Annotated in this window: 22 protein-coding genes; 3 read left to right on the top strand and 19 right to left on the bottom strand. The window is 64.6% G+C overall.

The genetic code is table 11. From position 1 onward, the window contains the following. Window positions 1-500 precede the first annotated feature (500 nt). The 3 genes from B5V03_RS29295 to B5V03_RS29305 all read right to left on the bottom strand — a co-directional run bounded on the left by B5V03_RS29295 (window position 501) and on the right by B5V03_RS29305 (window position 3,935). Window positions 501-1,520 carry an Hsp33 family molecular chaperone gene (locus B5V03_RS29295; RefSeq protein ID WP_129273872.1) on the bottom strand — a complete coding sequence of 340 codons (1,020 nt, stop codon included), beginning with the start codon at window positions 1,518-1,520 and terminating at the stop codon, window positions 501-503. A 283-nt stretch (window positions 1,521-1,803) separates the two neighbouring features. Then, window positions 1,804-2,727 (bottom strand): ornithine carbamoyltransferase, encoded by a 924-nt coding sequence (argF, locus tag B5V03_RS29300; protein WP_129273873.1) that lies wholly within the window; start codon window positions 2,725-2,727, stop codon window positions 1,804-1,806. Continuing rightward, a complete protein-coding gene (locus tag B5V03_RS29305) occupies window positions 2,727-3,935 on the bottom strand; it encodes an aspartate aminotransferase family protein (RefSeq protein ID WP_164988365.1) in 1,209 nt (402 codons plus the stop codon). The genes argF and B5V03_RS29305 overlap by 1 nt, the downstream gene beginning before the upstream one ends. Window positions 3,936-4,388: 453 nt before the next feature. Here B5V03_RS29305 and B5V03_RS29310 point away from each other — a divergent pair, with 453 nt between their 5' ends. Continuing rightward, on the top strand, window positions 4,389-4,901 hold the full coding sequence (locus tag B5V03_RS29310) for a GcrA family cell cycle regulator (protein WP_015689154.1): 513 nt from the start codon (window positions 4,389-4,391) through the stop codon (window positions 4,899-4,901). Window positions 4,902-5,026: 125 nt separating this feature from the next. Here B5V03_RS29310 and phoB read toward each other — a convergent pair whose 3' ends face one another. The 12 genes from phoB to B5V03_RS29370 all read right to left on the bottom strand — a co-directional run bounded on the left by phoB (window position 5,027) and on the right by B5V03_RS29370 (window position 16,701). After that, on the bottom strand, window positions 5,027-5,734 hold the full coding sequence (gene phoB, locus B5V03_RS29315) for a phosphate regulon transcriptional regulator PhoB (protein ID WP_014491300.1): 708 nt from the start codon (window positions 5,732-5,734) through the stop codon (window positions 5,027-5,029). 23 nt (window positions 5,735-5,757) lie between these two features. Beyond that, on the bottom strand, window positions 5,758-6,474 hold the full coding sequence (gene phoU / locus B5V03_RS29320; RefSeq protein WP_129273875.1) for a phosphate signaling complex protein PhoU: 717 nt from the start codon (window positions 6,472-6,474) through the stop codon (window positions 5,758-5,760). A gap of 11 nt (window positions 6,475-6,485) precedes the next feature. Further along, complete coding sequence (gene pstB / locus B5V03_RS29325) at window positions 6,486-7,307, bottom strand: phosphate ABC transporter ATP-binding protein PstB (protein ID WP_129273876.1); 822 nt, start codon at window positions 7,305-7,307, stop codon at window positions 6,486-6,488. Then, window positions 7,304-8,155, bottom strand: coding sequence for a phosphate ABC transporter permease PstA (gene pstA, locus B5V03_RS29330; RefSeq protein ID WP_129273877.1), 852 nt, complete (start codon window positions 8,153-8,155; stop codon window positions 7,304-7,306). Before pstA ends, pstB begins: the two co-directional genes overlap by 4 nt. 4 nt (window positions 8,156-8,159) lie before the next feature. Then, window positions 8,160-9,149, bottom strand: coding sequence for a phosphate ABC transporter permease subunit PstC (pstC, locus tag B5V03_RS29335; RefSeq protein ID WP_164988394.1), 990 nt, complete (start codon window positions 9,147-9,149; stop codon window positions 8,160-8,162). Window positions 9,150-9,293: 144 nt separating this feature from the next. Next, on the bottom strand, window positions 9,294-10,307 hold the full coding sequence (gene pstS / locus B5V03_RS29340; RefSeq protein WP_129273879.1) for a phosphate ABC transporter substrate-binding protein PstS: 1,014 nt from the start codon (window positions 10,305-10,307) through the stop codon (window positions 9,294-9,296). 144 nt (window positions 10,308-10,451) lie between these two features. After that, complete coding sequence (locus B5V03_RS29345) at window positions 10,452-11,750, bottom strand: ATP-binding protein (RefSeq protein ID WP_129273880.1); 1,299 nt, start codon at window positions 11,748-11,750, stop codon at window positions 10,452-10,454. Between the two features lie 47 nt (window positions 11,751-11,797). Then, complete coding sequence (locus B5V03_RS29350; RefSeq protein WP_129273881.1) at window positions 11,798-12,856, bottom strand: lysylphosphatidylglycerol synthase domain-containing protein; 1,059 nt, start codon at window positions 12,854-12,856, stop codon at window positions 11,798-11,800. Window positions 12,857-13,364: 508 nt separating this feature from the next. Next, window positions 13,365-14,297, bottom strand: a complete 933-nt coding sequence (locus tag B5V03_RS29355; protein ID WP_129273882.1) for a haloalkane dehalogenase — start codon at window positions 14,295-14,297, stop codon at window positions 13,365-13,367. Further along, the gene (locus tag B5V03_RS29360; RefSeq protein ID WP_164988366.1) at window positions 14,294-14,884 is read right to left on the bottom strand and encodes a TetR/AcrR family transcriptional regulator; all 591 of its coding nucleotides are present in this window, start codon (window positions 14,882-14,884) and stop codon (window positions 14,294-14,296) included. Before B5V03_RS29360 ends, B5V03_RS29355 begins: the two co-directional genes overlap by 4 nt. A 123-nt stretch (window positions 14,885-15,007) precedes the next feature. After that, the gene (locus tag B5V03_RS29365; protein ID WP_063979886.1) at window positions 15,008-15,304 is read right to left on the bottom strand and encodes a hypothetical protein; all 297 of its coding nucleotides are present in this window, start codon (window positions 15,302-15,304) and stop codon (window positions 15,008-15,010) included. A gap of 2 nt (window positions 15,305-15,306) precedes the next feature. Further along, window positions 15,307-16,701, bottom strand: a complete 1,395-nt coding sequence (locus B5V03_RS29370) for an OmpA family protein (RefSeq protein WP_129273885.1) — start codon at window positions 16,699-16,701, stop codon at window positions 15,307-15,309. A 165-nt stretch (window positions 16,702-16,866) separates the two neighbouring features. Here B5V03_RS29370 and B5V03_RS29375 point away from each other — a divergent pair, with 165 nt between their 5' ends. Both B5V03_RS29375 and B5V03_RS29380 read left to right on the top strand, forming a co-directional pair. Next, the gene (locus B5V03_RS29375) at window positions 16,867-17,925 is read left to right on the top strand and encodes a polysaccharide deacetylase family protein (RefSeq protein WP_129273886.1); all 1,059 of its coding nucleotides are present in this window, start codon (window positions 16,867-16,869) and stop codon (window positions 17,923-17,925) included. Between the two features lie 110 nt (window positions 17,926-18,035). Continuing rightward, window positions 18,036-18,836, top strand: coding sequence for an SDR family oxidoreductase (locus B5V03_RS29380; protein ID WP_129273887.1), 801 nt, complete (start codon window positions 18,036-18,038; stop codon window positions 18,834-18,836). A 197-nt stretch (window positions 18,837-19,033) separates the two neighbouring features. Here B5V03_RS29380 and boxB read toward each other — a convergent pair whose 3' ends face one another. The 4 genes from boxB to B5V03_RS29400 all read right to left on the bottom strand — a co-directional run bounded on the left by boxB (window position 19,034) and on the right by B5V03_RS29400 (window position 23,804). Next, on the bottom strand, window positions 19,034-20,485 hold the full coding sequence (gene boxB / locus B5V03_RS29385) for a benzoyl-CoA 2,3-epoxidase subunit BoxB (protein WP_129273888.1): 1,452 nt from the start codon (window positions 20,483-20,485) through the stop codon (window positions 19,034-19,036). A gap of 150 nt (window positions 20,486-20,635) precedes the next feature. Beyond that, complete coding sequence (gene boxC, locus B5V03_RS29390; RefSeq protein WP_129273889.1) at window positions 20,636-22,324, bottom strand: 2,3-epoxybenzoyl-CoA dihydrolase; 1,689 nt, start codon at window positions 22,322-22,324, stop codon at window positions 20,636-20,638. Between the two features lie 115 nt (window positions 22,325-22,439). Further along, window positions 22,440-22,967, bottom strand: a complete 528-nt coding sequence (locus B5V03_RS29395) for a DUF309 domain-containing protein (protein ID WP_129273890.1) — start codon at window positions 22,965-22,967, stop codon at window positions 22,440-22,442. 18 nt (window positions 22,968-22,985) lie between these two features. After that, window positions 22,986-23,804, bottom strand: coding sequence for an alpha/beta fold hydrolase (locus B5V03_RS29400; protein WP_129273891.1), 819 nt, complete (start codon window positions 23,802-23,804; stop codon window positions 22,986-22,988). Window positions 23,805-23,806: the final 2 nt, after the last annotated feature.

The raw sequence follows: 23,806 nt of genomic DNA on the forward strand, positions 1-23,806 counted from the left end.
GCACGCGGCCACGGGCTCACAGGGACTACCCGCCCTGCCCTTGACCTCTCGCGCACGACGCTGCCGCGTCCACCGCAACCCCGCTCGCATATCGTGACGACGTACGATCGCCCCTCAAGGATGAGCGAGGATGGGCGACACATACGCCATTTCCGAATTTCGGTAAAGTGGAATATTTTCGCGCGGGTGGATTGACACCCCCGCTGGTGTTTTGCCCGTCGGGCCATTCAAGCCAAACTGCCAATCCCGTCATCCTGAGGTGCGAGGCGTCCGGTGCAAAGCACCGGACGGGGAGCCTCGAAGGAGGCACGGCCCCGATGCGGCCGGGCCGTCGCCCTTCGAGGCTCGCCGAAGAGGCGAGCGCCTCAGGGTGACGGTGATAGAGTGGCGCGTATTGCATCAACTCGTCATTGCGAGCGTAGCGAAGCAATCCAGACTGCCTCAGCGGAAAGACTCTGGATTGCTTCGCTGCGCTCGCAATGACGGAGGAGGCTGGCGCGTTACGCCTCTTCCACGCCCGCTTCATCCGGCGTGAACTGGTACACCGAGCTGCAGAACTCACAGGTCACGACGACCTTGTCGTCCTTCACCATCGCCGCACGGTCGTCGGCCGAAAAACTCTTCAGCATGGCACCGACCGCGTCACGCGAGCAGGAGCATTGGGCTTTCAGGACCAGCGGATTGAACACGCGCACGCCGCGCTCGTGGAACAGACGATAGAGCAGCCGCTCGCCGGAGAGCTCTGGATCGATCAGTTCGACGTCCTCGACGGTCTCGATCAGCGAGCGCGCCTCGACCCAGGCGTCGTCCTCCGTGACAGCGTGCACCTCGACGCCGTCGGGCGCATCGCCGGGATGCAAATCGGCCTGCCGCGCGCGCTCCGGCGCCTTTGGCAGAAACTGCATCAGCATGCCGCCAGCGCGCCAGCGATGCTTGCCGCCGTCGTTCGAGCGCCATTCCTCGCCGACCGCGAGACGCACCTTGGTCGGGATCTGCTCGGAGCGCAGGAAATATTCGTGGGCGGCGTCTTCCAGGCTGCCGCCGTCGAGCGCCACCAGCCCCTGGTAGCGGCTCATGTCGGGGCCCTGGTCGATGGTCATGGCGAGATGACCGCTACCGAGCAGCGTGCCGGAGTCCATGCCAGATTTTTGGGCATCGCCCAGGCGCGCGGCGTCGAAGCGCGCATAGGCCCGCAGGCGATCCGGCGCCTGGTAGTCCACCACCAGGAACGACACCGGACCATCGGTCTGGGCCTGGAGGATGAAGCGGCCTTCGAATTTCAGCGCCGAGCCGAGCAACGTCGTCAGCACGATGGCCTCGCCGAGCAGCTTGCCGACGGGCGCGGGATAATCGTGCTTGGTCAGGATTTCGTCGAGCGCAGGGCCGAGCCGCACCAGGCGGCCGCGCACGTCGAGCGCGTCGACCTCATAGGGCAGCACGGCGTCGTCGATCGGAACCGCGGATGGTGCGCGAACCGGGCCTTCGGGCCCGGTTTTCATGTCAGGGGATTGGGAAACCATGGCGCTTTATCTGGGGTCGGTGGGTGGAAAATGGAAGAGGCGCGGGCGGTGTGTTCCCGGAGGCAAGTGGAATTGTACGAAGCAACTTCAAACTCGGTGTCGTCCCGGACAAGCGAGCGGAGCGAGCGCTGATCCGGGACCCATCACCACAGGGAGAAGTGTGGCGTGAGCTGGTAACCACGAGTCTTCGCCAAACAACGGCCTGTGGCTATGGGTCCCGGATCTGCGCTTACGCTTGTCCGGGACGACAGCGGCGTGTGGGGCGATAGCAACACGCGCCACGCTACTTCACCGCGTCAAAGCACCAGGCCAAAATGCCCTTCTGCGCGTGCAGGCGGTTTTCGGCCTCGTCGAACACGACCGATTGCGGGCCGTCGATCACCTCGTCGGTGACCTCCTCGCCGCGATGGGCAGGCAGGCAGTGCATGAACAGCGCGTCGGGTTTTGCCAATGACATCAGCTTGGCATTGACCTGATAGGGCTTGAGCACGTTGTGACGGTGCTCGCCTTCCTTGTCGCCCATCGACACCCAGGTGTCGGTGACGACGCAATCGGCGCCCTTCACGGCGGCCTCGGGATCGGTGCCGATCATGATCGGCGCGCCGGTGGCCTTGATGAAGTCGCGCATCACCTTCTTCGGCGCAAGCTCCGGCGGGGTCGCGACGTTGAGCTGAAACTTGAATCGCTCGGCCGCGTGCGCCCATGACGCCAGCACGTTGTTGTCGTCGCCGGTCCAGGCCACCGTCCGGCCCTCGATCGGGCCGCGATGCTCCTGATAGGTCATGAGGTCGGCCATCACCTGGCAGGGATGCGAGCGCCGCGTCAGGCCGTTGATGACGGGCACGGTGGCGTTGGCCGCAAGCTCGAGCAGTGCATCGTGGTTGAGGATGCGGATCATGATGGCATCGACATAGCGCGACAGCACGCGCGCGGTGTCGGCGATGGTCTCGCCGCGGCCGAGCTGCATCTCGGCGCCGGTGAGCATGATCGGCTCGCCGCCGAGCTGGCGCATGGCGACGTCGAACGACACGCGTGTGCGGGTCGAGGGACGTTCGAAAATCATCGCCAGCGTCTTGCCTTCGAGCGGCCTGACCGGTTGATGCGCCTTCTGCTTCGCCTTCATGGCTGAGGAGGCGTCGAGCATGCTCTTGAGCTCCGACAGCGGGAGCTCGTTGATGTCGAGAAAGTGCTTTGGCGACTTGCTCATCAGCTTGCCGCCCGCTTGGTCTGACTGGACGAGATTGCGGTGCAGGCGCGCTCCAACCGCGCGACGCTGTCCTCGATCTCGGCTTCGGTGACGATCAAGGGCGGCAGGAAACGCACGACATTGTCGCCGGCGCCGACCGTGAGCAGTTTTTCGTGACGCAGCGCCGCGACGAGATCGCCTGATGGCACCACGGCCTTGATGCCGATCAGAAGCCCCTCGCCGCGCACTTCGCTGACGACATCGGAATGACGGTCGATCACGGAGGCGAGCTTCTGCTTGAGCAGCAGCGACATCTTCTGCACATGATCGAAGAAGCCGGGCTTGAGCATGACGTCGAGCACGGCGGTCGCGGCCGCGATCGCGAGCGGATTGCCGCCGAAAGTGGAGCCGTGCGAGCCGGGCCCCATGCCAGCTGCAGCATCCGCGGTCGCCAGCACCGCGCCGATCGGGAAGCCGCCGCCGAGCGCCTTGGCCAGCGACATCACGTCAGGTGTGACGCCGGTGCGGCGATGCGCGAACAGATCGCCGGTGCGGCCCATGCCGGTCTGCACCTCGTCGAACGCGAGCAGCAGGCCCTTCTCGTCGCAGAGCTGGCGCAACGCCCTCAGGAACGCAGGCGTCGCCGACCGCACGCCGCCCTCGCCCTGGATCGGCTCGATCAGGATGCCGGCGGTCTGCGGACCGATCGCCTTCTTCACGGCCTCGATGTCGCCATGCGGGATCTGGTCGAAACCGTCCATCGGCGGACCAAAACCTTCGAGATATTTTGCAGATCCCGTCGCAGCCAGCGTCGCCAGCGTGCGGCCGTGGAAGGCGCCTTCGAAGGTGATGATGCGATATCGCTCCGGATGCCCCTTGGAGAAGTGGTGATGGCGGACCAGCTTGATCACACCCTCCAGCGCTTCGGCGCCGGAATTGCAGAAGAACACGAAGTCCGCAAAGCTCTCATTGCAGAGGCGCGCGGCGAGCTTCTCGCCGTCCGGGCTCTGGAACAGGTTCGACATGTGCCAGAGTTTTGTCGCCTGCTCCTGCAACGCCTTGACCAGCGCGGGATGGGCGTGGCCGAGCGCATTCACCGCAACGCCGGAGGTGAAATCGAGATAGCGATCGCCATTGGTCGCGATCAGCCAGCAGCCCTCGCCGCGCTCGAAACCGAGGTCGGACCTGGCGAAAACGGGGAGCAAATGCGGCGCTGCGCTGTTAGTCATGACGGTCACTTGATGTTGCGGACGGCGTGAGCGTGCATTGCGCAACGCACCATCAACCGGCCCGGAAAACGAAACGTGCCGCCTTTTAAGGGCGGCACGTGACACCATCTTAGGCCTGGTGAAACGGGTGTCAATGCCGCCCGAAAGCCTCGCGAAACGCTGAATCCGTAGTCTTGCGGTGCCGAATTTGCGGGTTTTTGCCACGGAACATGTGGAAGCGAGTCGGCGGACTCTTGCGCGTGAGTCACGCCATATTGTAGCGTTTGACTTGTCAGATACGACATCTCGTGCAGTGTTTCTGATCCCAAGAGTCCTCATGTACCGGCGTAAACGTTCGGGCGTTCAGTTGCGCCCGGCGAGCCTTAAGGGATTCCGGCGGCACGGGTTTTTCGAAGCTTAGGCATTCGCCGCAAGGCGCCAGGATGGCAGCAGCGCGGCGAGGGAAAGGGTGCAATGACCGTTTTGACCTGGTCGGATGATCGCGTCGAGCAGCTGAAAAAGCTCTGGGAGGCCGGATTGTCGGCCAGCCAGATCGCAGCTGAGCTCGGCAACGTGACCCGCAATGCCGTGATCGGCAAGGTGCACAGGCTCGGCCTGTCCGGCCGCGCCAAGAGCCCCTCATCGGCAGCTCCGCGGCCGCGCAAGGCGCGTCCCGCCCAGCACATGATGCGGGTGAGCCGGCCGATCGCGCGCGGCAACACCGCGCTGGCGCAGGCCTTCGAGGTCGAGGTCGAGGCCGAACCGGTCACCTACGACAACGTGGTGCCGATGAGCCAGCGGCTGTCGCTGCTGGAATTGAACGAGGCGACCTGCCATTGGCCGGTCGGCGATCCCTCGAGCCCGGATTTCTTCTTCTGCGGCGGCAAGGCGCTCTCGGGCCTGCCCTACTGCGCCCAGCACTCGCGTGTCGCCTATCAGCCGGCAGCGGATCGGCGGCGTGCACCGGCTAAGCCGGGTCCGCGCTGAGCACAGATCCAGACGACACCGTCCCGGCCTGGTGCGCAATTGCGCACGGGGGCCGGGACGATCGAGAGAAAAGAAAAAGCGCGCCATATGGCGCGCTTTTTTTATCCTGTCTGTCTGCAGCGGCCTTACGCCTGCTCAGCCTTCGCAAAGCGATCATCGAGCGCATAACCCGCGCCGCGAACGGTGCGGATCGGGTCCTGCTCACGGCCAAGATTGAGCAGCTTGCGCAGGCGGCCGATATGGACGTCGACGGTGCGTTCGTCGATATAGATGTCGCGGCCCCAGACGCTGTCGAGCAACTGCTCGCGCGAGAACACGCGGCCGGGATGCTCCAGGAAGAACTCGAGCAGGCGGTATTCGGTCGGGCCGAGATCGATCGGCCGGCCCGAACGCGCCACGCGGCGCTTGTCGCGGTCGAGCTCGATATCGCCATAGGCGAGCACCGTGGCGAGCCGCTCGGGGCTCGCGCGCCGCAGCAGCCCCTTCACGCGCGCCAGCAGCTCCGGCACCGAGAACGGCTTGACGATGTAATCGTCGGCACCGGTCGCAAGACCCCGCACCCGCTCGCTCTCCTCGCCGCGGGCGGTGAGCATGATGATCGGCAGCTGCTTGGTCTCGGGCCGGGTGCGAAGCCGCCGGCACAGCTCGATGCCGGAAAGACCCGGCAGCATCCAGTCGAGCACGATCAGATCGGGGATGTGCTCCTTGAGGCGGGTGTCGGCATCGTCGCCGCGCATCACCGTCTCGACGTCATAACCGTCGCCTTCGAGGTTGTAGCGAAGCAGCTCGGTGAGAGCTTCCTCGTCCTCAACCACCATAATGCGTGCGCCCATCGGGTCGTCGCTCCTTAAAGGATTCAGGTATTCGGGGCCGTCGTGGCGAAATTCGTCATGTCGCCCTTCGGCCGCTTGTCGGTGATCGCCTGGCCCTCGATCATGTAGAACACGGTCTCGGCGATGTTGGTGGCGTGGTCGCCGATCCGCTCGATATTTTTGGCGCAGAACATGAGGTGGATACAGAACGAGATGTTGCGCGGATCCTCCATCATGTAGGTGAGGAGCTCGCGGAACAGCGAGGTGCAGATGGCGTCGACTTCCTCGTCGCCCTTCCACACCGCCATCGCCGCCGGCAGATCGTGCGCGGCATAGGCGTCCAGCACCGACTTGACCTGCTGCTGCACGAGGTCGGTCATGTGCTCGAGGCCGCGGAACAGTTTCAGCGGATGGAAATCCGTCTCCAGCGCCGCGACGCGCTTGCCCATGTTCTTGGCGAGGTCGCCGATGCGCTCGAGATCGGTCGCGACGCGCATGGCGCCGACGATCTCGCGCAAATCGACCGCCATCGGCTGGCGGCGGGCGATGGTGAGGACGGCGCGCTCCTCGATCTTCTTCTGGAGCGCGTCGAGCTCCGCGTCGATGGTGACGACGCGCTGGCCGAGCGCGACGTCGCGGCGGATCAGCGCGTCGACGGAATCGACGATCATGCGCTCGGCGATGCCGCCCATCTCGGCGACCAGGCGGGTGAGCTCCTGGAGGTCGGTATCGAAGGCCTTTGCGGTATGTTCAGAACCCATGTCCCGTCTCCTCAGCCGAACCGGCCGGTGATGTAATCCTGCGTGCGCCGGTCGGTCGGCGACGTGAAGATCTTGCTGGTGTCGTCGAACTCGATCAGCTCGCCGAGATACATGAAGGCGGTCTTGTCGGAGACGCGGGCCGCCTGCTGCATGTTGTGGGTGACGATCGCGATCGTGTAGTCCTCGGACAGCTCCTGGATCAACTCCTCGACCTTGGCGGTCGAGATCGGATCGAGCGCCGAGCAAGGCTCGTCGAACAGGATCACTTCAGGCCGCACCGCAACCGTGCGGGCGATGCAGAGACGCTGCTGCTGGCCACCGGACAGCGACAGGCCGGAGGCGTTGAGCTTGTCCTTGACCTCGTTCCAGAGCGCACCGCCGCGCAGCGCCTTCTCGACGCGGCCGTCCATCTCGGATTTCGAGATCTTCTCGTAGAGACGGATGCCGAAGGCGATGTTCTCGTAGATCGTCATCGGGAACGGCGTCGGCTTCTGGAACACCATGCCGACGCGAGCGCGCAGCAGATTGAGGTCCAGCTTGGGGTCGAGGATGTTGGTCTGGTCGAGCATGAGCTGACCGGTGGCGCGCTGGCCGGGATAGAGGTCGTACATCCGGTTGAAGATGCGCAGCAGGGTCGACTTGCCGCAGCCCGACGGGCCGATGAACGCGGTGACGCGGTTGGCGCCGAGCGTCAGGTTGATGTTCTTCAGCGCATGGTGCTCGCCGTAATGGAAGTTGAGGTTGCGCACCGTCACCTTGGCGGGAGCCTCGGGCAGCACTGGCGCCTGGGGCAGACCGCCGGACGCGCTCATCGATACGGAAAGATCACTCATTTTGCGGTCCTCTCGGCGCCAAGAATGCGCGCGCCAATGTTCAGGGCAAGCACGGTCAGGGTGATGAGCAGCGCGCCGCTCCAGGCGAGCTGCTTCCAATAGGCGTAGGGGCTCTGAACGAAGTTGTTGATGGTCACAGGCAGGTTCGCCATCGTCTTGTTCAGGCCGAGGCTGAAGAACTGGTTCGACAGCGCGGTGAAGAGCAGCGGCGCGGTTTCGCCGGCGACGCGGGCGGTGGCGAGCAGCACGCCGGTGATGAGACCCGACCGGGCCGCACGATACGCGATGCGCTTGATCACCAGCGAGCGCGGCAGGCCGAGCGCGGAAGCCGCCTCACGCAAGGGATTCGGCACCAGCAGCAGCATGTCCTCGGTCGTGCGCAGCACCACCGGGATCACGATGACGGCGAGCGCGAGCGCGCCAGCGATCGCGGAGAAGCCGCGCATCGGCACCACCACCGCGCCGTAGATGAACAGGCCGATGATGATCGAGGGCGCCGACAGCAGGATGTCGTTGATGAAGCGGATCACCGAGGTCAGCTTGTCGTTGCGGCCGTATTCGGCGAGGTAGGTGCCGGCGAACAGGCCGAGCGGTGCGCCGATGCCGACGCCGATCACGGTCATGATGATCGAACCGACGATGGCGTTGCGCAGGCCGCCTTCGGTCGAGCCCGGAGGCGGCGTATCCGCGACGAAGAGCTCGAGATTGAGGCCGGCCAGACCGTTGAAGAGCAGCGTGACCAGGATCAGCGCAAGCCAGGTGACGCCGAAGGCGGCCGCTGCGAAGCAGAGCCCGCGGATGACGATGTCCTTGCGGCGACGGCGCGAATAGATCGGATTGAGGGCCATGACCTTACTTCCCCGCCTTCTGGTCCAGCCGCATCAGCATCAGCCGCGCGGCGGCCAGCACGAAGAACGTCAGCACGAACAGCAGGAGGCCGAGCAGGATCAGGCCGGACTGGTGCAGGCCGTCGCTCTCGGCGAACTCGGACGCGATCGCCGCCGAGATCGTGGTGCCCGGCGCGAAGATCGATGAGGAGATGCGGAACGAGTTGCCGATGATGAAGGTCACCGCCATGGTCTCGCCGAGTGCGCGGCCCAGCGCCAGCATGACGCCGCCGATGATGCCGACGCGGGTGTAGGGGATCACCACGCTGCGGACGACTTCCCAGGTGGTGCAGCCGACGCCGTAGGCGGCTTCTTTCAGCACCGGCGGCACCGTCTTGAACACGTCGACCGAGATCGAGGTGATGAAGGGCAGCACCATGATCGAGAGGATCAGCGCCGCATTGAACAGGCTGAGATAGGACGGGGGACCTGCGAAGATCGCGCCGAGAACGGGGACGCCGTCGAAGGTCTTGATCATGAAGGGCTGGAACGTGTTGGCCAGGAACGGACCCAGCACGAAGAAGCCCCACATGCCGTAGATGATCGAGGGGATGCCGGCGAGCAGCTCGATCGCCATGCCGATCGGGCGGCGCAGCCATTGCGGGCAGAGCTCGGTGAGGAAGATCGCAATGCCGAGACCGACCGGAATGGCGATCAGCATCGCGATGAAGGAGGTCACGAGCGTGCCGTACATCGGGCCGAGCGCACCGAGCACGGGAGGATCTGCCGACGGCGCCCAGCGCTGCGTCCACAGGAAGGCGAAGCCGAATTCCTTCATCGCCGGGTAGGCACCGACGATCAACGACACGATGATGCCGCCGAGGATCAGCAGCACCGAGATCGCGGAGAGCCGCGTGATCCAGTAGAAGGTGACGTCACCGAGCTTGAACGCGCTCAACGCCTTGGCGCGATCATACGGTCCGGCGGCCTCAATTATATTGCTCTCGACAGCCATCTCAGCCACGCCGATCCCCTGTGCCCGTTTTATATACGCTTGTTGCGGTCTTCTTGTCGGTCTTGCGCTCCGGATGCGGCGGGAGGCCGATCCGGAGCGGAAGTTTCGTGGGTCCCGGCACTGGCCGTCCGGGACAAGAGCGCCCTAGCTCTTGATCTCGGCAGCCCAGGTCTTCTCGATCAGGGTCACGACGCCCGCGGGCATCGGGATGTAGTCGAGCTCTTCAGCCGCCTTGCCGCCGTTCTTGAAGGCCCAGCGGAAGAACTTGATGGCTTCCTGCGAGGCCGCCTTGTCGGTGGCGTCCTTGTGCATGAGGATGAAGGTCGCCGCAGTGATCGGCCAGGACTTCTCGCCGGGCTGGTCGGTCAGGATGACGTAGTAGCCGGGAGCCTTGGCCCAATCAGCGTTGGAAGCGGCCGCCTGGAAGGCCTCGACGGTCGGCTGCACCGTCTTGCCGGCCTTGTTGACGAGGCCGGTGTAGGTCAGCTTGTTCTGCTTGGCATAGGCGTACTCGACGTAGCCGATCGAGTTCTTGGTCTGGCTGATGTTGCCCGACACGCCTTCGTTGCCCTTGGCGCCGACGCCGACCGGCCACTCGACCGCGGTGCCCTCACCGACCTTGCTCTTCCAGTCCGCGCTGGCCTTGGCGAGGTAGTTGGTGAAGTTGAAGGTGGTGCCCGAACCGTCCGAGCGGCGGACCACGGTGATCGCGTCCGACGGCAGCTTCACGTTCGGATTGAGCTTCTTGATCGCGGCGTCGTCCCACTTGGTGATCTTGCCGAGATAGATGCTGGCGAGGGTCTCGCCGTCGAACACCATCTCACCGGGCTTCACGCCCTCGATGTTGACGACGGGAACGATGGCGCCCATCACCATCGGCCACTGGACGAGGCCGTCCTTCTCGAGCTGCTCGGCCTTGAGCGGCGCGTCGCTGGCGCCGAAGGTCACGGTCTTGGCCTGGATCTGCTTGATGCCGCCGCCGGAGCCGATCGACTGGTAGTTCAGACCGTTGCCGGTCTCCTTCTTGTAGGCGTCAGCCCACTTGGAATAGATCGGGAACGGGAAGGTCGCACCGGCGCCCGTGATGTCGGCAGCAAAGGCCACCGTCGTCGATGCGGCGACCAAGCCAGCAGCGACGATCGTTTTGAGGAAATTCATGCTGGTCTCCATACAGGGGAGCGAAGCGCCATCAGCGCCCGATCGCGCTCCCCGTGCCGCCCCTTTAGGAGCGGTCGGCTGTGCTTTTACGAAGGTTTCGTGACAGCTGGATGACACTCTCAAGCGATTGAAATCGCTAGAGTTTCATGTTTGCGCCGGTGCCTTGGCCTGGGGAAAACAGGCGGTGAAAGTGGCACCCTGCTTGGGCACGCTTTCGATCACAAGCCGGCCGCGATGGCGGTTAAGAATATGTTTCACCAGCGATAATCCGAGCCCGGTGCCGCCCTGCGAGCGGCTGTCGCCGACGTCGACCCGGTAGAACCGCTCGGTCAGTCGCGGCAGATGTTCCGGCGCGATGCCGGGGCCGAAATCGCGGACCAGGACCCGGATTTCCTGAGTTCCATCAGTGGCCGCGCCCGATGTGAGCGACACGATGACGCGTCCGCCCGAGGCGCCGTATTTGAGCGCGTTCTCGATCAGGTTCTCGAACAGGCGGAGCAGCTCCTCGCGGTCGCCCGCAATCATCACCGGCGTATCAGGCAGATGGATCTCGACCTCGACCTGGCGCTCGCGCGCCAGCGGCTCGAGCCCGTCTGCGACCTGGCGGATGATCGGCAGCAGGTCCACCAGGGTATCGGGCCGCACATGGGCCGACAGTTCGACCCGCGACAGCGACAGCAGATCGTCGATCAGGCGCGCCATGCGGGTGGCCTGGTTGTGCATGATGCCGAGGAAGCGCTCGCGCGCCTTGGGATCGTCCCTGGCCTGGCCCTGGAGCGTGTCGATGAAGCCCGACAGCGCGGCCAGCGGGGTGCGCAGCTCGTGGCTGGCATTGGCGACGAAGTCGGCGCGCATCTCCTCGACCCGGCGCAGTGGCGTCTGGTCGTGGAAGGTCATCAGCATGCATTTGTCGGCGCCGCCGAAGCTGGTCGGCACCGGCACCGGCGTGATGATCAGCTCCATCCAGCGATCGACCGGGACATGGTCGAGATAAGTCGCGCGCCGCGGTTCCGTGGTCGCGATCGACTCGCGCAGCGCCGTGATGATCTCCGGCGAGCGCAGCGCGAACTGGGCAAGCTCGTTCCGGCGCAGCGCCGGCGCGAGCTGCGCGGCGGCCGCATTGAGATGGATGACGCGGCCGGCGCGGTCGAGCAGCACCGCCGGATCCGGCATGCCGGCGACGACCGCAGCCACTGCGGCGCTCTCGACCGGATTGATGCGGCGGGTGTCGTCGCGCGAGGCGGCGGTATCGTGCAGCCGCCACGGGATCAGGGCCGCAACGGCGATGCAGAGCAACACGGCAATGGCGTGCAGCGCCGACAATTCGCCGAGCGAGACCACGACCGACAACGCCAGCGCCGCGGCGATCAGGATGATCGTCGAGTGCCGCAGCCGGTCGGACCAGGGCTGGGCGGTGGGAGACGATGGGGCGTCGATCGCCATCGGGGCGGGCTTCTCCTAGGGGGCTCGTTTCAGCGACCAGGTGCCGGTCAGGCGCCGCTGTCGCTGCGCTCTCTCACATAGGCGGCTTCAGGCGCCGGGCCGCCGGGGTCGAGCTTGAGTGCCGCCTGCTGCAAACGCTTCGATCGAGTGCCGATGATAACTTCGCGAAACGTCAGCAAGATTACAGATATGACGAAAGGGGACAGATAATAGAGGACGCGGAACAGCAGCATACCGCCGAGCAACTCCTCCCGGTCCATCTGCCAGAGCCCGACCAGCATGGCGGCGTCGAACACCCCGAGGCCTCCGGGCGAGTGGCTGGCAAAGCCGAGCAGGGTGGCCGAGACGAAGATCACCGCGACCACGACGAAGCCGAGATTGGGCTCGTCCGGGACCAGCACGTACATCGCAAGCGCGCAGAAGCCGAGATCGACGATGCCGATCGCGATCTGGAGCAGCGTCAGCGGACCGCCCGGCAGCACCACGGTCCAGGGACCACGGCCGACCACCCGGGGCTGGGTCCAGACCCAGACCACATAACCGACCAGCGCCACGATGATCATCAGCGCCATCGTGCGGTTCAGCCAGGCCGGAAGCATGTCGATCGAGGCCGCCGCCTCCGGATGATAGGAGATGCCGAGACCGAGCACGGCGGCATTGCCGAGCCAGAAGGTCAGGCCGGCAAGGAAGCAGATCTTTGCGACGTCGATCGCGTTCAGCCCATAGGCCGAGTAGATGCGGTAGCGCACCGCGCCGCCGGTGAAGACACTGGCACCGACATTGTGACCGATCGAATAGCTGGTGAAGGCCGCGAGTGCATTGACGCGGTAGGGCACATGGGAATGACCGATCGCGCGCACGGCGAACAAATCGTAGAACGTCAGCGTGAAATAGCCCGCGGCAACGAACAGCGCCGCCATCGCAATCTGGCGCGGCTCGGTGCTCTTGATCGCCTCGATCACCTCGTTGGTGTCGATGCCGCGCAGCATGTGGTAAAGCACATAGCACGCGATACCGATGACCGCGACGCTGATCACAACTCCAAGCTTATGCAGGATTTGCTTCTGGCGCAGAATCGTCATCGCCCTGCGTATGGCTTCCAGCATCTAGACCTCGAACAACGCTTCAACGGCCGGGGTGGCCGGCGAACAGGCGGACGACACACTGGCACTCAACGAACCTTTGCCGTCGGCTCCGGCATCGCGCATGCCCCCCGCCCTTCCACTAGCGCGTTTTGGGGCGGAGTGGAATTCGGCAATTCGAACAAATACTCGTGCCTTCAATGTTTTAGGCAGGTTGCGGGCTCCTGATGCACGGTTTGGCGCTTTCAGCGGCAGGACTGACGCGAATCTCCATGGCAATCCTGCGCAGGCGGCATGAAGTTTTGATGATTTCAGCCGCACAATGTTCCGTCACGCCTTAAGCCGAAATCAATCTATGGGGCGAATCCCCCTGTTGATAGAGGGGGCGCACCGCGCCGCGGCCGCTGTGCGCGCACGATTGCGTGGCCGGCGGCTCGCGCCCGCCCATCGGGTTGCACTGCGACATCACAGAAATCATCGCAGCCGCCCATCGCGGCGGCCGCGAGGCGCATCTTGTTGGGATAGCGACTGCTCAGGCCGCAAGCTGCGGGCGCACCGCCTCGATACCGGCGATCCACCCGGCGACGGAGCGCCCGATCGCCTCGGGGTGATCCTCCTGGAGGAAATGCAGCCCGGCGCCGAGACGGACCAGCGCGCAGTGCTTCAGGGAGCCTGCAAACCGCTCGGCAAATTCCGGCGCCACCAGAGCTCCAGGCTCGCCGGTGAACAAGAGCTTTGGATAGGACGACGCGGCCAGCGCAGCATGCGCCGACTTGAGCGCGTCGTAGACATCAGCGGGCTCGCCTGCAATCGGCAGTTCGCGCGGAAGCGCAAGAACGGGGCGGCGGCTCTCCTGGGTCGGGAACGGCGCGCGATAGGGCGCCATCTCGTCATCGCTGAGCTTGCGCACAATGCCACCGGGCAGCACGCGCTCGACGAAGGCATTCGCCTCGAGGATTATGGCTTCGCCCTCGCCCGGCGTCCTGAACTTGCGGAAGGCCGCGCGCGCCGCCTCGGCATGATCCTGCTCTTCGGCAACCTCGGTGTAGTGGAAATCCTGCCAGGTCGGCATCGGGCGGATGAACTCCATGAAGGCAAGGCCGCGCACGAGATCCGGCCGGCGCGCGGCGAGATGAAATGCGAGCGCCGTGCCCCAATCCTGCGCGACGAGATAGGCCGACGTGATGCCGCGTTGTTCGATGAAGGCGTCGATATAGCGGACATGGTCGAAGAAGCGGTAGGGGATGTCCGGCTTGTCGGATAGGCCGAAGCCAATGTTATCGGTCGCGATGCAATGCGCGACCGGCGACACCAGCGGCAAGATGTTGCGCCAGATGTGCGACGAGGTGGGATTGCCGTGCAGGAAGAGCGCGACCGGCGCGCCTTCCGCGCCGGTCTCGCGATAGGCCATGCTGCTTCCCAGGACGGACGCTTTGCGAATCTGGATTTCGATCGGCTTGGTCATGTCTGCTCCCTGAACACGGTTTGGAATGCGATGGTCTTGAAGCGCTCGAGCGCTTTGGAATTGCGGTCGACCTTCATGCGCAGGATCGCGCCCTGCCAGGAGGCGAGCAGGAAGTCGGCAAGTTCCTCGGGCTCGAAATCGGATGCGATCTCGCCGCTGGTCTGGGCATCCCTGATGCAGGTGGCGAACGGCATGCGCCATTCGGCAAAGATCGCTGCGAGGCGCGCGCGCAGCAGCTCGCTGCTGCCTGATGCCTCCAGGCTGAGATCGCCAATGAGACAGCCGCGGCCATAGCCGTCGGCCTCAAGCCGACCAGTGATGATGTCGAGATAGCGCCTGAGCCGTGCGCGGGGCGTCAGCGAGGTATCGTCGAGCGCCTCGGCGACGAGGCCGCGGGTGACGTCGAAATAGCGATCAAGCACCTCGGAGGCGAAGGCCTCTTTGGAGCGGAAATGGTTAGTGAAGGACCCCTGCGGCGCGCCCGCTGCAGCGGTGACGTCGCGCACGCTGGTGCCGTGATAGCCGGTCCGGAACATGACCTTGAGACCGGCGTCGAGGATGACGTCTTTGAGCGAGGGCTTGGCCATGAGTGAAATAATACGTACGTACGTATTAATATCAAGCGATTTCCGATCACTCCGCAATTAGCTTGCCGATCAGGCCGTTGTCGCAATGTTGGATAGAGGCTCGTCCCCAGCGAATCTGCAGACTCAGGCCGCAGGCTGGCTCCGCGAGACCACCCTGTCGCGCAGCCAGGCGCCGATGGTACAGCCCACGAGGTAGCAGGCGAACATGACGAGCCCGAGATCAAGCCAATAGCCGAAGCGGCCGGGCACCACATGCGCGAAGGAGGCTGCGACCAGCGCGGCGGCAAGTACGGCGAGCCAGCGCGCGGTCACCTTCGAGGTGCCATTGCCGCGCTGGACCACAGAAATCCAGCCCATGCAAAAGCCCAGCAGCAGCGAGCCAATCAACCAGCCCAGATGGAACGAGACAAGATAGGGCATCGTCACCTCACCAGAAATTCGATGCGGCGGTTTTGCGCCTTGCCGTCGTCGGTGTCGTTGCCGGCAACGGGCTGCGTGGCACCATAGCCGACCGCGGTGAAGCGGCTGGCGGGCAGCCCGGCCTTGACCAGATAGTCGATCACCGCCTGCGCGCGCTTCTCCGACAGAGCCTGGTTGAAGGAGTCCTCGCCGTCGGCATCGGTGTGGCCTGCGACCTCGATATCGGTGGTAGGGCAGCGCAGCGCGGTCTCGATCAGATGATCGAGAATGCCTGCGGAGTCCGGATCGATGTCGGCGCGCTTGGCGGCGAAGCGGATCTTGCCCTTGGTCAGGAGCTCAGAGAACAATTGCTGGCAGACCGTGCCGTCAACCGGGCCTGCCGCGGGCTTCACCGTGATCTCCGACTTGTACTGCCAGTTTTTCGGGAAATCCTTGCCGAGGCCTGCGCGGATGTCGTTGGCGGCCCCCTCATAAAGCGCATCGCCCGACAGCTTCACCTCGCGATCGGACACCACCAGCGTACCGGTCGACAGCCGCGACAGCGCCCCGAGCGCTGCCACCACGGCCGTGTTGAAGGAGGCCGGCGCGCCGATGCTGGCCTTGAGATTGTCCACGACCTTCTCGGTGAAGAATTTTCGCGACGCGCTGGTGGCAATCGCCGCATGGACATTGTTGTCGGGGACATAGCCGGTCAGCGTCACCGTCGCGGCAACCGGATCCTTGTAGGCCTGGAAGATGTAGGGCGGCGCCTTGACCTCGTTGGCGGCGATCGAGAAGCCCTCAGGCAAATTCTTCAGCGCGGCCGCAATCGCCTCCCGGCCGCCGAGGTCGCGCGCCATGCCCGACAGATTGACCTGGGTATCTGTGATCGTAATCTTGCCGTCCTTGAGCTTGCCGATCTGGTCGAGCAGCAGCATCGCGGCCGCCTCGAAGCGCGGCGGCGCGCCACGCGCCAGCCCCATCTGATCGGCCACCTCGACGCCGCCGACCTCCTTGCGAGCCGCCTCGGTCAGGCGGGTCTTCATGGAAGGCAGGGGCGCGGAGCCAGACAGCGTCACCCGGACCACGTCGCGCTCGGCATTCCAGACGAAGGGCTTTGCCTCGGGAACCAGCCGGGTCCGGTCGTCGACCAGGCGCACGCCGGGGACGAGCTCGACCGTCACGACCGCATCGCGGCGGCCTTCCTCGGAGAAGGCGTCCGCGGCCAGGCTGACGTCGCGGCCGTCCACGGCGATCCGGGTCTTGTCCAGGACGGTGTCCTTGAGGGCCGCCGAGCTGCGCGCCGACAGGTCGGCCTCGACCGGCAAGGTGTTATTCCAGGCCGCAAATCCCCACATGACGGCCAGGGGGATCAACCCCGGCCACCATTTGCTGGCCCACCTGAAAAGCTTTTGCATTCGACGACCTGAACTCTGGAACCGGAGACAAAACAAACCCTTGGCAGGCTGTCAAACCGGAAATGGGGCCCTTCCGGGCCCCTTACGTGGACAATTGGAATAACTTTTTCTTCAAGGGTCGGTCCTTAAGCTGAAGGCGGAATGCCAGGGGTCGGCCAGCCGGTCATGAAACAACTCCGTAACAACGTCATCCGCGCCGGGCTGGGAGCACTCTACTTCAGCGGGGCGCACCATCTGCTGCGCCCGCTTTTGTCGGGCGTGGGCGCTATTTTCATGCTGCACCACGTGCGGCCGGCCCGCGAGGGCGCGTTCCAGCCGAACCGGCACCTCGAGGTCACCCCCGATTTCCTGCGCGCGACGCTGAGCCATCTACGCTCGCGCGACATCGACATCATCAGCATGGACGAGCTGCATGAGCGGCTGGTGCAGGGCCGGTTCGCCCGCCGCTTCGCCGCCTTCACACTCGACGACGGCTATCGCGACAATTTCGAGTTTGCTCTGCCGGTGCTGCGCGAATTTGACGCGCCTCTGGCGGTCTATGTCGCCAGCGATTTCGCGGAAGGCTCCGGACGGCTGTGGTGGATCGCCCTGGAAGCCGTGATCGCCACGGCCGATCAGATCGAGGTCAGCATCGGCAATTCCGCGCTGCGGCTCGACACGACGACGCCGGCCGCAAAACAGGTGGCGTTCGACCGCCTGCACGACTGGCTGCGCGCGCTGCCGGGCGAGCATGATCTCAAGCGCGAGATCGAAGCGCTCTGCTTGAGATACGGCGTCGACATGAAAGCGCTGTGCCGAAGCCTCTGCCTGTCCTGGGACGGGGTGAAGCAGCTCGCCGCAGATCCGCTGGTGACGATCGGCGCGCACAGCATCAGCCATTGCAATCTCGCCAAGCAGAGCGAGGAGATCGCCGCGCAGGAGATGGCCGAGAGCCGCGCACGGATCGAGCGCGCGCTGGAGCGGCCCGTGCTGCATTTCGCCTACCCCTATGGCGACCGCGAGGCAGCGGGGATGCGCGAATTCGCACTCGCCGCGTCTGCCGGCTTCAAGACCGCGGTGACGACGCGTCCCGGCATGCTGTTCGCCGAGAACGGGCGCCACATGACCGCGCTGCCGCGCGTCTCGCTCAACGGCAACTATCAGGACGCGCGGATTTTGCCGGTGCTGACCTCAGGCGCAGCAACGGCGATGTGGAACGGCTTTCGCAGGTTTGCGGCGGCCTGATCCCCATTCCGAGTGAGTTGGACAGCTGTCGCCACACTTCCATCCCAAGCACCTTCCTTGACTCCCCTCCTCGCCGCGCCCAAAAACGGCGCCAAACCAAGGGAGGCACCATGTTCAACGATCTGTTCTCGCTCAAAGGCCGCGTCGCGCTCGTGACCGGCGGCTCGCGCGGCATCGGCAAGATGATCGCGGCGGGCTTCCTTGGCGCAGGCGCGGCGAAGGTCTACATCACCGCGCGCAAGGCCGGTCCCTGCGAGGCGACCGCGAAAGAGCTGTCAGCCCAGTATGACGGCGAGTGCATCGCGCTGCCGATCGACATCTCGACCGTCGAAGGCTGCGACAGGCTGGCTGGCGAAATCATCAAGTTGGAGCCGAAGCTCGACATCCTCGTCAACAATGCGGGCGCGGCCTGGGGCGCGGAGTTCGACGAATTCCCCGAAAGCGGCTGGGACAAGGTGATGGACCTCAACGTCAAGTCGCTGTTCTTCCTGACCAAGGCGCTCGCGAAACCGTTGCGCGCGGCGGCTTCGCATGAGCGCCCGGCGAAGGTGATCAACATCGCCTCGGTCGACGGCATCTTCGTCAATCCGGGCGAGACCTATTCCTACGCCGCCAGCAAGGCCGCCGTGATCCATCTGACGCGGCGCATGGCGACGAAGCTGATCAAGGACAACATCAACGTCACCGCGATCGCGCCGGGCGCGTTCAAGTCCGACATGAACCGCGCCGCGCGGGACCATTCGGACGAGGTGGCAATGCGCATTCCGGCGCGGCGGATCGGAACCGACGAGGACATGGCAGGCGTGGCGATCTATCTCGCCTCGCGTGCGGGCGACTATGTGGTCGGCAACACCATCGCAGTCGACGGCGGTGTGGTCTATGCGAATGCGGGGCTGGAGATCGCGGGGTAGGCGGCACCGCTCGGCAGAGACCGCGCTGCTTGCGGCGCGGACGGTGCGCTCCCTCGCCCCGCTCTTGCGGGGAGAGGGTTGGGGTGAGGGGCCTCTCTCCACACGGGAGATTGTCGCCGCACCTGTACCCCCTCACCCGGATCGCAAGAGCGATCCGACCTCTCCCCGCAAGCGGGGAGAGGTGAAGAAGAAGACGCCTACGACTCGATCTTCACGTACTCGAAATCGCCGGGCTTGTTGTCGATGCCGACTTTCGGCGGCGAGATCCAGGAGGCGAACACGCCGGTCTCGGTCACCGGCTGCATCAGCGAGGTGATGAAATCGCCGTCCGCGGTCGAGGGCAGCCAATCGTCCTTGCGCTTGGCCCAGGTCGCCTCGTCGATCAAGAGACCATCCGGCGTGGCGTGGATGTCCTTGAATTCGCCGATGTGACGATGGAAGGCGACATTGGGCAGCTTGAGCTGGAAGTCGTAGCCCGCGGTCGAGATCACCTTGTTCCAGCGCAGCATGCCCTTGACGCAATCCTGGCTGTAATCGTCGCGCAGGCGCATGTTGAGCGCGGTCAGCGCGGGCTCGTCGACCAGCTTGATCTCGCCGTCGATGAACTTCAGCACCGGATAGGTGGCGTTCTTGAGCTGGTGATCGTCGTCGATCTGGGTCTCGTGATAGCGGCCCTTGATGCCGGTGTTGAAGGCGTTGGCCGCGTTGGTCGAGACTTCCGAGCCGAACAGGTCGAGCGACAGCGTATAGTGCAGGTTCAGCTTCTTCTGGATGGTCGGAAGATCGATCACGCCGAGCGCGCGGACCTTTGCGATATCGGAGGGATCGGTGATGCCGGCTTCGCGCATCGCGTCACAGGTGCGCTGCACGACGCGGGTGATGCCGGTTTCGCCGACGAACATGTGGTGCGCTTCCTCCGTCAGCATGAAGCGGCAGGTGCGCGACAGCGGATCGAAGCCCGACTGCGCCAGCGAGTGCAGCTGCATCTTGCCGTCGCGGTCGGTGAAGTAGGTGAACATGAAGAACGATAGCCAGTCCGGCGTCGCCTCGTTGAAGGCGCCCAGCATGCGCGGCGCATCGGCATCGCCAGAGCGGCGGCGCAACAAATCATCGGCCTCTTCACGTCCGTCGCGGCCAAAGTACTTCTGGAGCAGATAGACCATCGCCCAGAGATGGCGGCCTTCCTCGACATTGACCTGGAACAGATTGCGCATGTCGTAGAGCGAGGGTGCGGTCTTGCCGAGATGACGCTGCTGCTCGACCGAAGCCGGCTCAGTGTCGCCCTGGATCACGATCAGGCGGCGCAGCATGGCGCGATATTCGCCCGGGACTTCCTGCCAGGCCGGCTCGCCAAAATGCTCGCCGAACGGCACGACGCGGTTCTCTTCCTGCGGCGCCAGCAAAATGCCCCAGCGATAGTCGGGCATGCGAACGTAGTCGAACTTGGCCCAGCCACGCGGATCGACGGAGTAAGCGGTGCGCAGATAGACCAGCGATTCCTGAAAGCCCTCCGGCCCCATGTCGCTCCACCAATCCATGTAGCCGGGATGCCAGCCTTCGAGCGCCTTCAGCACCTGGCGGTCTTCGGCGAGATTCACGTTGTTCGGAATCTTGGTCGAGTAGTCGACGTTCATGATATTCGCGTTCATGGCCGTGCTCCTTGGTCGGTCTCGTGTCCCGGACGCAGTGGGGCGCGAAGTGCTGCACCGCTGAGCCGGGACCTATTGGCTGGTCCGTTATGGGTCCCGGTTCTGCGCAGCGTCACTTCGTGCCGCGGCGCGCCCGGGACACGAAAGTCGTTACACCCGCGTCATATCGAATTTCGGCTTCTGGCCGCTGCCGTAGCGACGTAGCGCGCCTTCCTCGCCTACGGCGTTCGGGCGCTGGAAGATCCAGTTCTGCCAGGCGGTCAGGCGTGAAAAGATTTTTGACTCCATCGTCTCGGGGCCGACGAAGCGCAGGCTCGCTTCCATTCCGGTGAGGCTGTCGGGCGAGAAGCTGGCGCGCTCTTCGAGGAATACGCGGACCTCGTCGTCCCAGTCGATGTCGTCGAGCGCGAAGGTGACGAGGCCGAGTTCTTCCGCTTGCTCGGCATCGAGCGCGGTGCCCATCGTCGCTTCTGCGCGCTCGACATCGGACGGGTCGGCCTGGAAGCGCGACTCCAGCCGCGTCAGGCCGTGGCTCATCGGATACGGGCCAAAGTTCATCGCGGAGAGTTCGATCGACGGCGGCGGGCGATTGTCGCCCTGCCGCGTGCCGATCAGCATGTAGGAGCGGTCGGCGGCGAAGACGAGCTCGGCCAGCGTGCCGGCAAAGCACGAACCCGGCTCGACCAGCGTCACCAGCGTGCGCGAGGTGACGTCGATGCGCTTGAGCACGCGCTTCCAGTAGTGCCTGATTTCGTTGACCAGCCAATGCGCCTTGTTGGCTTCGAGGAAGGCGTCGCTGGCGAGCACATGGGCACGGTCGCCATGGCTCTTGAACACCAGCATCGCGATCTCGAGCTCGTTGATGCGTAAGTGAAGGATGGCATCATCGATCTCGCGCGCCACTTGCAACGGCCAGAACGAGGCGCCCTGCGCCATCATGCCGTCGATGTCGGCGGGCGGTGCGGTCTCCGGCGCCTTGATCGAGATGGTGGCGATCCGCGCCGCGCGGTCGATATCGACTGTGACAAAACCGTAGCGGAGGCTGGTCTCGTCGATGACGCGCTTGAGCGGCGTCAGCGCGATGCCCTTACCGCTGCCGGCGCGCTTCGAGGCGGCTGCGAATTCCCTGGCGCGCTCGACGACCTTGGCCTCGAGCTTGGAGTTCGGTGCGATCTCATCGACGAGGCGCCATTGCACGGCGCGCTTTCCCTTCACGCCTTCCTCGATGGTGCAGAAAAAGTCCGCGTGGTCGCGGCGCACTTTTCGCTTGTCGACGACGCGGGTGAGACCGCCGGTGCCGGGCAGCACCGCGAGCAGCGGCACTTCGGGCAACGCAACGGCAGACGCGCCGTCATCGGCGAGGATGATGTGATCGGTCGCAAGCGCAAGCTCATAGCCGCCGCCGGCAGCGGAGCCGTTCACCACCGTGATGAAGCGCTGGCCGGAGTTCTCCGAGGAGTCTTCCATGCCGTTGCGGGTCTCGTTGGTGAACTTGCAGAAGTTCACCTTGTGGGCGTGGGTGGAGCCCGCGAGCATCCGGATGTTGGCGCCGGCGCAGAACACGCGGTTCTTGGCCGAACGCATCACCACGACCTTCACCTCCGGGTGCTCGAAGCGCAGCCGCTGGACCACGTCGGCGAGCTCGATGTCGACGCCGAGATCGTAGGAATTGAGCTTGAGCAAATAGCCCTCGAACAGGCCGCCGTTCTCGTCGACGTCCATGGTCAGCGTCGCGACGTCGCCATCGACCGCCAGCTTCCAGTGCTTGTAGCGGGACGGTTCGGTCTGGAAATCGATGAATGTCGCGCCGCCTGCGAGGCGCCGATCTTCCCCGGCCATGGGCCACCCTTGAGCTGATTATACGTTTTTGCCGTAGCGTTATATGCACAATAATGCATCTTTTTCGGCGCGTCTAGCCCCTAACCGCCGGCTCATGCACTTTGTTTCATGCAGATTACTGGGACCGCACAATGGCGCTGAGCGCGATCCAGTCCGCCTTGGAGAGCTGGGGACGGCCGAGCTTGGCCTGGAGCAGCGCGTTGAGCGCCGAGACCGGAAAGCTCTCGACAAAGCCGTCGCCGCCCGGAGCCGCCTTGCGCGAGTTCAGCGCCTTTAACTCCACCTGTGCATCGCCGAACAGGCGCGCGGCTGAATGCGAGCGCTGCATCCGCAGCCGCAAATTCGCATTGGCGATCTGGATGCAGGCACGCAGCAGGATGCGCTCGCGGCCGCCTTGCGGCGCTGCGGCCCAGACCGCCTCCAGCACCTCCTGCGATTCCCAGAAATAGCCGCGGTCGTTGAGCGCGAGCCCATAGCGCAGCGCCGGATGCCGCGCCGGCACATAGCCGCGGAAGGCCGAGGGCACCAGCGCCTTGGCCAAATCGAGCGTCTCGTAATCCGCGTCGACCCTGCCGGTCTCGCCCGGCACGTAGGCCCATCGCGGCCACGGCAAGGGGCCGCTCGCATGTGAAGGCACATTCATGGATGTGCCTCCTCAGGATCATGCGGCGCGTCCCTGGAGTCCCTGATCGTCGCGCAGGGCCGCGCTTGCAAATTGCTCAATAGCGTCAAGCGTCGCCCCCGGCGCTTCACGATGCGGGGAATGGCCCGCGTCTGAAATAATTTTCAAATCTACCGGACAGTAGCACTCTTCCTGGGCAATTTCGACCTGTCGCAATGTCCCGTATTGGTCGGCTGCACCTTGCAGGACCATAATGGGAACGCGGATATAGGCGAGATATTCCGAAATGTCCCAGTCGCGGAATTTGGGATCGAGCCAGGCGTCGTTCCAGCCATGGAAGGCGTTGTCGACGTCCTTGTGCCAGCGGGCGAGCCTTGGCTTGAGGTCGGTAGTCTCGAAGGTCGTCTTGATCGCGGCGATGGATTTGACCGAGATATCCTCGACAATGAAATGCGGCGCCATTAGCACGAGGCCGCTCAGGCGATAGTCCTGATGCGCGCCGGCATAGATCGTCGCGATCGAGGCGCCGTCGGAATGGCCGAGCAGCAGGCCGCGCTTGAAGCCGATCGCGTCGAGAATTTTGGGCAGCACATCCAGCGCCTCGCGCTGCATGTAATCGAGCGGACGCGGCAGAGTCACCGGACTCGACTGGCCGTAGCCTGCACGCGAATAGACGAAGATGCCGGCGCCAGTGGCTTGCTGGAGCTTTTCCGGGAAATCGCCCCAGAGGCCGACCGAGCCGAGGCCTTCGTGCAACATGACGATGGTGGGCGCATCGGCTGATTGCGGCGCGAGCCATTTGTATTCGAGGCTGGAGCTGCCGATGCTGAGAAAGCCGGTGGGGGTGAGGGTTGTCATGA

The sequence above is a fragment of the Bradyrhizobium betae genome, from assembly GCF_004123905.1.
In the GTDB taxonomy this organism is placed as follows: Bacteria; Pseudomonadota; Alphaproteobacteria; order Rhizobiales; family Xanthobacteraceae; genus Bradyrhizobium; species Bradyrhizobium betae_A.